General features: G+C 62.5%; 12 protein-coding genes and 1 pseudogene. 2 read left to right on the top strand and 11 right to left on the bottom strand.

All coding sequences use genetic code 11. The annotated features are described in order from the left end of the window. Positions 1-45: 45 nt before the first annotated feature. The 6 genes from arcC to FJ986_RS20040 all read right to left on the bottom strand — a co-directional run bounded on the left by arcC (position 46) and on the right by FJ986_RS20040 (position 5,792). Positions 46-951: a carbamate kinase gene (gene arcC, locus FJ986_RS20015; protein WP_140522943.1), complete on the bottom strand. Its 906-nt coding sequence runs from the start codon at positions 949-951 to the stop codon at positions 46-48. A 1-nt stretch (position 952) separates the two neighbouring features. Beyond that, positions 953-1,954: an ornithine carbamoyltransferase gene (argF, locus tag FJ986_RS20020; RefSeq protein WP_140522941.1), complete on the bottom strand. Its 1,002-nt coding sequence runs from the start codon at positions 1,952-1,954 to the stop codon at positions 953-955. Positions 1,955-1,971: 17 nt separating this feature from the next. Beyond that, positions 1,972-3,186 carry an arginine deiminase gene (locus tag FJ986_RS20025; RefSeq protein ID WP_140522939.1) on the bottom strand — a complete coding sequence of 405 codons (1,215 nt, stop codon included), beginning with the start codon at positions 3,184-3,186 and terminating at the stop codon, positions 1,972-1,974. A 13-nt stretch (positions 3,187-3,199) separates the two neighbouring features. Then, a complete protein-coding gene (arcD, locus tag FJ986_RS20030; protein ID WP_140522937.1) occupies positions 3,200-4,666 on the bottom strand; it encodes an arginine-ornithine antiporter in 1,467 nt (488 codons plus the stop codon). Between the two features lie 273 nt (positions 4,667-4,939). Continuing rightward, a complete protein-coding gene (locus tag FJ986_RS20035; protein ID WP_318013168.1) occupies positions 4,940-5,536 on the bottom strand; it encodes a cytochrome b/b6 domain-containing protein in 597 nt (198 codons plus the stop codon). Beyond that, entirely contained in the window at positions 5,514-5,792 is a 279-nt protein-coding gene (locus FJ986_RS20040; protein ID WP_140522935.1) for a PepSY domain-containing protein, read from the bottom strand. Before FJ986_RS20040 ends, FJ986_RS20035 begins: the two co-directional genes overlap by 23 nt. A gap of 276 nt (positions 5,793-6,068) precedes the next feature. On the opposite strand from FJ986_RS20040, the gene FJ986_RS20045 reads away from it, so the two are divergent. Together FJ986_RS20045 and FJ986_RS20050 are read left to right on the top strand one after the other, a co-directional pair. After that, positions 6,069-6,545, top strand: coding sequence for a plastocyanin/azurin family copper-binding protein (locus FJ986_RS20045; RefSeq protein WP_224656351.1), 477 nt, complete (start codon positions 6,069-6,071; stop codon positions 6,543-6,545). Positions 6,546-6,695: 150 nt separating this feature from the next. Then, positions 6,696-7,677: pseudogene (locus tag FJ986_RS20050) on the top strand (zinc-dependent alcohol dehydrogenase family protein). 14 nt (positions 7,678-7,691) lie between these two features. Here the strand turns inward: FJ986_RS20050 and FJ986_RS20055 are convergent. From FJ986_RS20055 to FJ986_RS20075, 5 genes are all read right to left on the bottom strand, one after another. After that, positions 7,692-8,282, bottom strand: coding sequence for an NAD(P)H-dependent oxidoreductase (locus tag FJ986_RS20055; RefSeq protein ID WP_140522933.1), 591 nt, complete (start codon positions 8,280-8,282; stop codon positions 7,692-7,694). Positions 8,283-8,314: 32 nt separating this feature from the next. Beyond that, positions 8,315-8,701: a hypothetical protein gene (locus tag FJ986_RS20060; protein ID WP_140522931.1), complete on the bottom strand. Its 387-nt coding sequence runs from the start codon at positions 8,699-8,701 to the stop codon at positions 8,315-8,317. An 85-nt stretch (positions 8,702-8,786) separates the two neighbouring features. Then, positions 8,787-10,040 (bottom strand): MgtC/SapB family protein, encoded by a 1,254-nt coding sequence (locus FJ986_RS20065; protein ID WP_140522929.1) that lies wholly within the window; start codon positions 10,038-10,040, stop codon positions 8,787-8,789. Between the two features lie 13 nt (positions 10,041-10,053). Next, complete coding sequence (gene trxC / locus FJ986_RS20070) at positions 10,054-10,506, bottom strand: thioredoxin TrxC (protein WP_140522927.1); 453 nt, start codon at positions 10,504-10,506, stop codon at positions 10,054-10,056. Between the two features lie 28 nt (positions 10,507-10,534). Further along, positions 10,535-12,388 (bottom strand): heavy metal translocating P-type ATPase, encoded by a 1,854-nt coding sequence (locus tag FJ986_RS20075; protein WP_140522925.1) that lies wholly within the window; start codon positions 12,386-12,388, stop codon positions 10,535-10,537. Position 12,389 lies beyond the last annotated feature (1 nt).

Below are 12,389 nucleotides of genomic sequence, written 5' to 3' on the forward strand. Positions count from 1 at the left end.
CAACCCGGCTGGAAAAATGCTCGAAGGCCTTGAAGGCCGGACGGCTCAGGGGGCGAACAGGGTGCCTCGCTCGCCTTTGACGATTTCAACGGCGTCCTTGAGTTGGCCTATCGCTGAAGGATTGCCAGTCGCTTGCGCGAATTCGACCGCAGCTTCGATCTTTGGCCCCATCGATCCCACTGCAAAATTCCGCCCTGATATTTCCGTTGACCGCACTTGACGAAGCGCGCGAGCGCCCGGCGTGCCGTAGCCTTCATAAACGGCGTCGACATCGGTCAGCATGAGCAGCATGTCGGCTCTCAGCTGTCGGGCGAGAAGTGCGCTTGCCAGGTCCTTATCGATGACTGCCTCCACACCGCAAAGACTGCCGTCCTCCCTTGCTATCACAGGAACACCGCCGCCACCGGTGCAGATGACGATCACGCCGCGCTCGACCAGGAACGCGATTACCGATGCTTCCAGGATTGCCAGGGGCCTGGGCGAAGGCACGACGCGGCGCCACTTGTCGCCATCTGGCGCGATCTGCCAATCGCGCTCGCTGGCAAGCCTGCGTGCGGTTGTCTCATCGTAGACAGGGCCGATAGGCTTCGTTGGATGAGCGAAGGCCGGATCCTGCGGATCGACCCTCACCTGCGTCAGCAGCGTCGCAAAAAGCCTCTCCTTAAGGAGGTTGCAGAGCTCCTGCTCAATGACGTAGCCGATCATCCCCGCGCTCTCGGCGCCAAGCACGTCGAGTGGAAATGTGCGACCGTCCGCAGTTGTCGCTGCCTGCAGGGCCAACAGTCCCACCTGCGGACCGTTGCCGTGCGTGACGACAATCGAGTGCCCTGTGTTGACCAGCTTCGCCAACACAGCGGCAGCGCGCACGATGTTGGCGCGCTGGTTTTCGGCCGTCATCGGTTCGCCGCGTCGCAGTAGCGCGTTTCCGCCAAGTGCAACGACGATCAGCATCTCAGTTACCGATCGTGGCGACGAGGAGCGCCTTGATTGTATGCATGCGATTTTCGGCCTGATCAAAAACGATGGAGGCAGCAGACTCGAACACCTGGTGGGTGACCTCCATGCAATCGATGCCATATTCCTTCGCAACGAAGGCACCGATCTCGGTATCCGTGTCATGGAACGCCGGCAGGCAATGCATGAATTTGACGTGGGGGTTGCCGGCGGCAGCCATTACCTCGCCGGTCACGCGGTAGGGTGTCAAAAGACGAATACGCTCGGCCCAGCCGGATTTGTCCTCGCCCATTGACATCCACACGTCGGTGTAAATGAAATCGGCATCCTGGACGCAACCCGTCACATTCTCGTCGAGCCGGAAGCGGCCGCCGCTTTGTGCTGCGAGCTCTCCGACATGGCCGCAAAATACCTCATCCGGCCAGAGCTCCCTTGGCGAGGCGATGCGCATGTCGATACCGACCTTGGCTGCGCCTAGTGCCAGCGACAGCGCGACGTTGTCGCGCCCTTCGCCGACGAAGGTGACGGTCATGTCCGAAAGATGCTTGTGCGTGTATTCGCGCATGGTCATGAGGTCGGCGAGGATCTGTGTTGGATGCGCCTCGTTGGTGAGGCCGTTGTAGACGGGCACGCCGGCATGCGCGGCAAGCAATTCCGCCTGGTGCTGGCCAAAGCCGCGATATTCGATCGCATCGTACATGCGACCGAGCACGCGCGCCGTGTCCTTCATCGATTCCTTGTGGCCAATATGGCTGCCGCTGGGACCAAAGTAAGTCACGTGTGCGCCCTGGTCGTAGGCCGCGACTTCGAACCCTGTGCGCGTGCGAGTCGAGTCCTTCTCGAAGATCAGTGCGATGTTTTTCCTGACCAGACGCGGGATCTCATGCCCGGCGAGTTTGGCCGCCTTGAGGTCCGCGGCAAGCTTAAGAAGAAAGCGGATTTCATCGGCGGTGAGATCGTCCAGCGTCAGGACGGAGCGGCCGTGAAGATTGGTCGACATCCAGAATTCCTTTCACGTCAGATTGCGTCGCGGACCACCGGACAGGTCATGCAATGGCCACCGCCGCGGCCGCGGCTGAGTTCAGCCCCCTCGACGGTGATCACTTCGATGCCCGCGCGGCGCAGAAGCGTGTTGGTGTAGACGTTGCGGTCATAACCGACCACCACGCCGGGTTCGACCGCAACGACATTGTTGCCATCATCCCATTGTTCGCGTTCGGCCTCGTAGCGGTCGCCACCGGTGGCGATGATTCGGAGCGTTTTCAGCCCAAGCGCTTCGGCAATGACAGCCGTGAATGGTTTTGCCTCATCCGTGACCTCGACCGCCGCCTCGCCATCGCCCGGCCGCAGCGAGAAGGAGCGCAAGCGGTCGACCACCGGTGGATACAAGGTCACAAGATCGCGATCGCAGAAGGTGAAGACGGTGTCGAGATGCATGAAACTGCGGTCGCGTGGCATCAAGGCGGCAATCACGCGTGTTGCCTCACCGGCTGCGAACAGCTTGCGGGCCAGGTCGCCAACGGCTTGCGGCGTGGTGCGCTCCCCCATGCCGACGAGAACAGTCCCGCCACCGATCGGCATAACGTCGCCGCCTTCGAGGCTCGTGCCTGTGCCTAGGTCCGGCGACACGAAAGGTATGCCGCTGTCGCGAAAGCGAGGATGGAAGCGGTAGACGGCCTCGACGTTGGCGGCTTCAGGGCGCCGCGCAGCCCAGTACATGGAATTGACCGAGACTGAGCCGTAGATCCAGCAGGAACTGTCGCGGGTGAACAGCTGGTTCGGAAGCGGCGGCAGCACGAAATCTTGGGGGGCGAGCGTCCTCCCGGTCAGACCTTTGGGTTCGAAAGGAAGCTCCGCCCTGGCAACCCCGCCGACGAGGAAGGACGAAAGCTGCGCCGACGGCATATCATCGAGCCATCCGCGCAGCTCATTGACCATGTCGAGACCGACGACCCCGGGGTGGACCCTGCGGTCGAGAAGCCACTCGCGGGCCTTGGCCAGGCTCATCGTCTCAGCCAGGAGCTCTCCGAAGGAATGGACCACGACGCCGCGTTCACGCAATGCATCGACGAAGACATCGTGCTCCTGGCGGGCGCGCTTGACCCATAGCACGTCATCGAAAAGCAGCGCCTTGCAGTTCTCCGGCGTCAGCCTGCGCAGGCTGAGGTCCGGACGATGGACCATAACCTCGCGCAGACGGCCGACTTCGGAGTGAACACCCAGGCTTGTCATCGAACCGATCCCTTCAAAGCGGGCTGACGGCGCCGGTCCACATCTCGTAAACGGCGAGGATGGCGACGGCGACGAGAGCTGCGGCGAGCGCTGCTTCGGCAGGGTGGAACACACGCTGGTTGGTTTCGCGGCGCGCCCAGATGTAGAAGATGATGCCGGGCGCATAGAGGATCGCGCACATGAACAGGTAGGCGGGTCCCGCCGCATAGACGAGCCACAGTCCGTAGACCGTGGCCAGCAATCCGGCAAAAAGAGCCCCGACGCGCTGCTCGCCATTCCCGTAACTCTCGTCGGTCAGCGCGAGCTTGGCTGCGTAAGCTCCGGAAAAAATGTAGGGAACCAGGATCGCGGCCGACGCGATGTAGAACAGCGCTTGATAGGTGCTTTGGGCGAAGAGCGTGATCACCAGGAATGCCTGGACGAGCAGGTTGGTGATCAGCAGCGAGGTCGATGGCACACCGCGTTCGCTCTCCCAGCCGAAGAACTTCGGCATTGTGCCGTCCTTGGCGGCGACATGCGGAATTTCAGCCGCAAGCAGCGTCCAGCTCAGGAAGGCGCCGACCACCGACACCACGAGCGCGATGTTGATGAGGCTAGCGCCCCACGGGCCGACAACGGCTTCTAGCACACCGGCCATGGAGGGGTTCTTCAGGCCGGCGAGTTCGGGTTGACTGAGGACGCCGAGTGACAGCAGCGACACCAGGGCGTAGAGCGCGAGGCATGTGAAGAAGCCAAGAACCGTCGCGGTGGCGATGTCCTTGCGGCGCTCCGCACGGCCAGAAAAGACGCTGGCGCCCTCGATGCCGATAAACACCCACAACGTCACCAGCATCGTGCTCTTCACCTGTGCGGTGATCGAGCCGAGACTGGCGTTGCCGAGACCGGTAAAGTCGAGGGACCAGACCTGAAGCTTGAAGGCAACGGCAACAACGCCAACGAACAGGACGATCGGAGCGATCTTTGCCGCGGTGACTATGAGGTTGACGACCGCGGCCTGCCGGATGCCGGCGAGAACCAGGATGTGGATCAGCCACAGCAGGACCGATGCGCCGAGCACCGCCTGCCAGGTGTTTCCGTCACCGAAGGCCGGAAAGAAATAGGACAGGGCGCTGAACACGATCACAGCATAGGAGACGTTGCCGACCCAGGCACTGATCCAGTAGCCCCAGGCGCTGTTAAAGCCGATGAAGGGACCAAAGCCGGCCTTGGCGTAAGCATAGGGACCGGCGTCGAGCTCGGGCTTGCGGGTCGCAAGCGATTGATAGACGAAGACCAGCGCCAGCATGCCGAACGCGGTGATACCCCAGCCAATCAGAATTGCGAGGGGACCAGCGCCTGCCGCCATGTTCTGCGGCAGGCTGAAGACGCCGGACCCGACCATCGAGCCGATGACCAAGGCGGTCAACGACCCCAATCGAAGTTTCGCAGGCGCCAAGGTACCGACTTGCGGAACCGGGATGTTGAAATCAGCCGTAGTCATGATGCTCTCCCCACTTTTGAAAGCTCTGATGGGAGGCAATAAACAGGAAGGCAGGACCGGCAGCTTTGATGCGGGTCAATAAGCGGTTGCTGAATAAAAAGAGTGGCGTTGGTGTTCCGGTTTCTGGGTCGCCGCACCAATGCCTGCTCTTATATTATCCGCTCCGCCCATGTCGCATCGCGCGCTTCCAGGGCCATGTTGAACAAGGAGCGACCGACACGCGCCCCCGATATCGGCCGGGGCGCAAATCGAATTTGGCCCATTGGCAGGTCGTCAGGCGATGTCCGCCGACTCGGCTTTGCGTTTTCGCCCGGTGATCATGGCCCGTACCAGGTTTTCGCGATGGCGAAAGCTTGCCAGCGCGACGCCGCCTATATGGAAGAGGACCAGCACAAGTAAGCCGTGCGCGCTCAGGCTGTGCGCCGTTTCAACCCGCGACACGCCGAAATAGGCGTCCGTAGTCATCAGCCAGCCGGTCAGTGCGGTTGACCCCATCGCAGCCATCAGCGCGACCACCATTGCGCCGCCGGCCGGGTTGTGGCCGATGTAGCGGGCTTCGCGACCGCTCGGTATTGCAGAGAGATAGCGCAGCACCGTCGCCGGGTCTCGCACGAATTGAGTGAACCGCGCATAGGGCGTGCCCACAACGCCCCACAGGAGCCGCATCACGACCAGGGCGGCGGCGGCGTAACCTGCCAAATGGTGCAAGACCTCGGAGGAATGGGAGGTGAACCAGGCCGTTACGAAGCTGAGCACCAGCGCCCAGTGGAAACTCCGTACGACCAGGTCCCAGACGCGCACCATCTGCGAAGATGGCTGCACGTCCGCAGTGGCTGAAACACGCAGATCAGTTTTCGCCGGCTTCGGCATTGTCGAGCTTTTCAAGGGTTTCGGCATTGTAGGCCAGGTTGACTTTCTTGCCGGCCTTGTCGACCGCGTAGACTTCGTAGCAACCCTTCTCGACCTTGATCTGGCGCACGGTGAGGCCTTGGCCGGTCAATTGCGCCTCGAGCGTTGCCTTGGGCTTGAACTGTGATTTCGGGGCGGTGCTGCAGCTGTCGCCGGCGGCGAGCGCCGGTCCTGCAATCATGCCAGCGAGAGCGGCGAGGACGAGTGTGCGATACATGATGGCTCCATTCGGGAGTTGGGCGCCGATTTTGCGCCTGCGGGTGGATTTCGATCGGTCTGTCAGACGGCCTTTTCGCCGTCATTGGTTCCGAAATAACCACTTCAACCTGACAACTGGCTGACAGTTTGGTCGGGCCGCAGATCGGGCTCGCATCGGTCGGTTTGATCTGGCGCAACGACCGCGGGTGTGCTGCGAGCATGATGACCGCCAGGATGTAGAGCGCTTCTGCTGCCGTCCTGAAAGAGGAATACCGTGGAAACCATATCGAGGAGAGTGGCGCTCGGGCTTGCGGCCGCAATGCTGATGGCAAGCAGTGCGGGCGTTGCGCGGACTGCCGAGCTTGTTCAGGTCTCGCTTTCGGACAAGGGCGCGAGTACGGAGATGCCGATGGCTCTTGCTTATGCAACGCCAGGACGCGATCTCTCGAAGGCCACCATGGGCATCAAGGCGTCCCCCGGAGCCGTGAAGGCCGGGGAGGTCACATTCAAAGTGAAGAATGACTCCAAGGACACCGTTCACGAAATGATCGTGATGTACCTTGCCGATCCCGGCAAGCCGCTTCCCTATGTTGAGGCCGAGAACCGGGTCGACGAAGACAAGGCGGGCGACAAGGGCGAGGTTTCGGAGCTCGATCCCGGCAAATCGGGCACATTGACCGTCGACCTGAAGGCTGGAAAATACCTGCTTATCTGCAACGTGCCAGGTCATTTTGGCGCCGGCATGTGGACCGAGTTCACCGTCGGTCCATGAACCCCCAAAACAGAGCAGCGCTAGGAGCCTGCGACTTGTCGCCGTTTTCGAAAGGTTGCCCGGATCGCATCCCATCGCCTGGTGCCGGGAATAGCGGAGGAGTTGATCGTAATCGGCTTCGTTTGTTTGCGGGGCAACATGGAGCGCGTCATAAGAGCAATGGTGCTCGAAAGCATAGGCACTCCCTTGAAACTGGTCGAAGATTCGACCCCTTACCGGGGATGGGTGAGATCAGGTTGAAGGTCGAGGCATGCGCTATCTGTCGGACCGATCTCACGTCATAGATGGCGATCTGCATCACCCAAAATTGCCGCTCGTTCCCGGTCACGAAATCGTCGGCATCGTCGATGCCGTGGGCAAGGGGGTGGCGCCTTCCAGGATCGGGCAGAGAGTCGGTGTGCCATGGCTTGGGCATACTTGCGGGCGTTGTCCCTACTGCGCCACAGGACATGAAAATCTTTGCGATCAGCCAGATTTCACGGGCTACACGCGCGATGGCGGCTTTGCCAGCCATGTCATTGCCGACGCGCAATTCGCCTTCGATCTGGACCGGGATGCCGACCCCGTATCGCTGGCACCCTTGCTTTGCGCCGGCCTGATCGGCTGGCGATGCCTGAAGAAGGCCGGCGACGGCAAGCGGCTCGGGATTTACGGCTTCGGCGCCGCCGCGCACATCGTCGCTCAGATCGCGATCTGGCAAGGCCGTGAGATTTTCGCTGTCACCCGGCCCGGTGACGAGCAAGCACAGGATTTCGCGCGCTCGCTTGGAGCGACCTGGGCGGGCGGTTCGGATCAACTTCCGCCCGGGCAACTCGATGCCGCGATCATCTTTGCTCCTGTGGGTGACTTGGTGCCGATCGCGCTTGGTGCCGTCCGCAAGGGCGGCCGGGTGGTTTGCGGCGGCATCCCTATGAGTGACATTCAGGCGATGGCCTACGAGTTGCTCTGGGAAGAGCGCGAACTGGTGTCGGTGGCAAACCTGACGCGCCGCGATGCCGAAGAGTTTTTCCCCATTGCCAAGCGTGCGCAGGCACGCACCCACACCAAGGTCTACTCACTGGAACAGGCCAATCAGGCACTGGACGATCTGAGGCAAGGCAGATTGAGCGGCGCCGCCGTCCTGGTACCGTGATTGGCGGTTGAGGATTATCTGGCCCGCTCGCCAAGATTTCGGATCTGGCTGATCCACTTCGCGCGGGTCGCATCGCTGGCGCCGGCGACCATGCCGAACAACGTCTCGCGCACCGGACTGATACCGACAAAATGCAGGATGCTTCGCTTCATGCCGGCGATGCCGTGTCCCAGGAACCATAGCCGGTAAAGAACGGAAGGCATACCCATCGTCACCACAACGCGCGCGGAGCGGCCGCGAAGCAGTGTCTTGGTAAAGCTGCCGCCCTTGTCCGGATAGGCAAAGGCCGTCCCCGGCCGCATGACCTGTTCCAGAAATGCCTTGAGCATGGCCGGCATGGTCCCAAGCCACAGCGGAAAAACAAAGACAATGTGCTCCGCCCAGACGATCGCTTCGGCTGCGTCCTTCAGTTCATCGGGAATTGAACCGTGCTCGAACTCCTGCATTGTCCGCAGCATCGGGAAATCGATCGCCGCCAGGTCGACCCGGCGGACGGCGTGCCCCGCCTTCTCCGCGCCCTCGCCATAGGCCCTGGCGAGACCGCGGCAGAGCCGGTCCGGGGACGGATCGGGATGGCCGACCACAATCAAGATGCGTCGCGACATGGTCTACTCCAGGGGAGCCTTGCGTCGCCGCGTCAGGGCCGCTCGACCCTCGCCACCTGGTACGTGTGCATGGCGCCGTTGCGCTCGATCGACACATACTCGCCGGTCACGAACCGTTCGTCGCCGAGACGAAAGCCGATCTCGTCGTCGCGGTCGCCGTCGGCATAGTCGAAGAACCAATGTCCGCCGGGCTTGCGCCTCAGCCGACCGACCAGATCCTCCTCGCCAGTGCGAAATCGGCGAACGCGGCACGAGGCCTTGTGCGATTTCCACTCTTGCGCATCGATCCGGCCTTCGCCGGTCAACGGAGCGAGCACGTCATAGCCCTCTTCGCGGTCGCCTTCCGGATGACCTTTCTCACGGGCGAGCAGCAGCCGGACGTTGCGGAATTTCGGGGTGAGGTCCTTCACACTGGTCATGGCGAACTCCTTCTACGGAGTTTCATAGAGCGGTGGCGGGACCTAGCTCTTGATCCGTATCAAAAAAAGCGCGAGCACAGCACTTCTATCCAGGACCGAGCAACAACAGGGCGCAGATACCCATGGCCGCGGCTATCAGTGTTGTGACGGCCAGTGGCAACCAGAACGTGATCGGACCAGCAAATACTGCGAGCGACAGGCGACCGATCGCGTTTGCTGCGAGCGCCGCGAGCACGGCCTGGCCCACGGTCTCGACGGACACGGAATGCTTGACCAGGCGCAGCGCGCCAAGCACCGAGACATCGACATCGAATGCGCCGGCCAGCGCCGAACTCGCCAGCAGACCGCGCCCACCGAATTGAACGGCCAGCCCGGCACTTGCGGTCGCGACGATGGCAAAGAGCAAGGCGAAGAGCAGCAAGGGGCCCAGTTCGAATGGATTGCGCGCGATCGCGCTGCCTTTACCGTTCCCGCTGTCACGAGCCAGCAGCAATGCGCCGCAGACAGCGAAGGCAAGCGCTGCGGTAATCGCCGGAATCACGACCGATGCGAGCACACTTGGCTCGACGATCAGAACCACGGCGCAGACGCGGAGCACCGAAACCATTGCTGCCAGGGACGCCGCCCCGGCGAGCGGCAGCGGATTGCTTGCCGACGCGGCATTGCGGGCAAGCGCCAAGGTCACTGCTGTGGAAGAGACGATTGCACCGGTGAGCGAACTGACCAGCAGACCGCGTGTATTTCCCAGAATGCGAACAGCCACGTATCCGGCGAACGAAATCGAGGCCATCAGCACCGTCAGGAACCAGACTTCCCAGGGATTGAAACCGGCCCACGGGTCGATCGTGCGGTTTGGCAGCAAGGGCAAGACGATCGCCGTCATCACCGCAAGGACCAGCGCCGAACGCAGTTCGACCCAGGTCAGTCGCTTCAAAAGACCGTGCAGGACCTCGCGGCTGGCCAGGATTACCGCCAATGCCGCGCCACCGGCGGCTGCAGCACGATAATCGCCGGCGACGGAAAGCGCGCCAAGGGCAAACACCCCCAGGCCCGCGATCACGCTGGTGACGCTGAAGTCCTCGTCATGGGCAGCCTCGCGTGCCTTGTACCAGGCAAAGATTGTCGCAAAGGCGATGAACCCGCCGACCAGCACGGATACAGCGCCGAGTGCGTTGGCGAGTGCAGCGAGCACGCCACCCAGCAGGCCAGATATGCCGAATGTCCGGATGCCAGCTGTGCGACTGCGATCGGGCGCGTCCCGCTCCTGCCAACCACGCTCCAAGCCGACAAGAAGACCTATTGCGAGCGCCAGCCCAAGCCGGGCGATGATCGGATCCATTGGCGCGACGACTTCAGGCGGTGACCGTTGGCGGCAGGCGGTCACGAACCCACCTGACGATTTGGCCTGCCGTCATTGCGCCGGATGTGCGCGCGATCTCGCGCCCGCCATGGAACAGGATCATGGTCGGAATGCCACGGATGCCGAGCCTGGCCGCGACAGCCTGCTCATTGTCGGAGTTGAGTTTGATCAGACGAACATGCGGCTCCAGTTCACTTGCCGCCGCTTCATAGGCTGGCGCCATCATCTTGCAGGGGCCGCACCAGGGTGCCCAGACGTCGACGACAACGGGCAGACTGCTGCGCGCGATCTGATGATCGAAACGCGCGGCGTCGACATCTTCCGGGTGACCCGAAAACAGCGCGGTCCCGCACTTTCCGCATTTCGCCTCACTGGCATTGCGGGCTGGCGGCAGGCGGTTGACCCCACCGCATTTGCTGCAAACCACCAGATTTTGCTGTGCCATCGCCATTCACCGATTTTGTTCTCAACCACTATGCGCGCCACAGATGCCCATCGCCAAGCGTGCGCAAGGCGTTCAGGATAACCGCGACGTCAATCCCCTCCTGAAGCAGCGCTCCGGCAACCGGCGTGATCTGCCCCATGGCCGCCGCGATCATTGCCAGCCCGGACAACGCCAGCCCGGCGATGATGCTCTGCAAGGCGATCGATCGCGTTCGCCGTGCAATCCGAACCGCGTCCGCAACCGGCTGCAGCCTGTCGGTCAGCACGATGACGTCGGCCGCCTCGGAGGAGGCGGTCGCACCACGGGCGCCCATGGCGATACCGACCGTTGCGGCGGCAAGGGCAGGTGCATCGTTGATGCCATCGCCAACCATCATTGTGGGCGCTGTTGCTTTCTCGGCCTCGACGGTGGTGACCTTGTCCGCAGGGACGGCATCGGCGATGATGACATCCAGATCAAGCCTGGAGGAAACACGCTTTGCTGCCGCACTGTCATCACCTGTAAGCATGACCATGCGCGTGATGCCAGCCGAGCGCAGATTGGCGAGCGCGTCGCGTGCATCAGGACGCAACGCATCGCCCAAGGTGAAAATCCCAGCAAGCTCTCCAGCGACGGCGACAAAAACCCTAAGCACCGGCTCGTCCCGGTATTTTTCTTCGCCGCTTTTCGCCCAGCCGGGCAGCGGCTCGTCGGCGAGCACGAAAGCCCGCGATCCAGCCGCGACCGACATGGTGTCGACCCGGCCGTTGAGGCCTGCACCGCGATGCTCGCTGACATCATGCGGATGCGAAAGCATCAGCTGCCTGCCGCGCGCCGCCCGGATGATCGAGTCGGCGAGCACATGGTGCGATGCCTGTTCCAGGGATGCCAGCAGCTGCAGCGATTGGTTCGCTTCACAGCCGGGTGCGGCTTCGATGTCGATGAGCTCGGCGCCGCCGATGGTCAAGGTCCCCGTCTTGTCGAAGATCGCGGTTCGGACTTGCGCAAGCGCTTCCAGAGCCGCGCTGCCTTTCATCAGGATGCCTGCACGCGCGGCACGCGAGACGCCGCCGATGAAGGCAACAGGGGCAGCCAGGATGAGCGGGCAAGGTGTGGCGACTACCAGCACGGCCAGCGCCCGGATTGGATCACCGGAGATGTACCAGGCGGCGCCGGAAACCACCAGAGTGGCAGGCAGCAGGAACAGGGCGAAACGGTCGGCCATGCGAATGAAGGGGGATTTCGCCGTCTGCGCTGCAGCGACCATGCGTACGATCGCGGCATAGGTGCTCTGGTCTGCCAAGGCGGAAGCCTGCATGCTGAATGTCTCGCCGGCATTGATGGTGCCGCTGCGCAGCGTGTCGCCCGCTATCCGCCGCTCGGGCAGCGGCTCGCCGGTCACCGCGGACTCGTTGAGGGAGGCCGAAGGATCAAGCAATATACCATCGACGGGAAGCAATTCGCCGGCCCGGACCAGAAGCTCGTCCCCGACAGCAACATCTTCGACGGGGACTGTCTCTGTCCCTCGGGTTGTCGTCCGATGGGCCACACGCGGCGATCGGTCGGTCAACGCCTTGAGGTTCCGTTCCGCGCGGCCACGAGCGAAATCCTCAAGGACTGTACCACCGGCATACATGATAGCGACCACCACTGCCGCAAGCGGTTGTCCGAGCAGCAGCGCGGCGGACATCGAGACCAGCGCAATCGCATCAACGCCGAAGCGGCCGATCCAGAAATCGCGCAGAATGGAGATTGCGAGAGCCGCCACCACGGGCAAGGTCGACACCGTCCAGATCGTGTGGGCTTCGATGGGACCGAGCCCCGTTCGCCAGGCTCCGGCTCCGACGGCGAGACCCAGGATAGCGATGACCAGCAATGCGCGTCGTAGAGCAGACTCGCTCATC

It is taken from the genome of Mesorhizobium sp. B1-1-1 (assembly GCF_006442955.1).
Classification (GTDB): domain Bacteria; phylum Pseudomonadota; class Alphaproteobacteria; order Rhizobiales; family Rhizobiaceae; genus Mesorhizobium.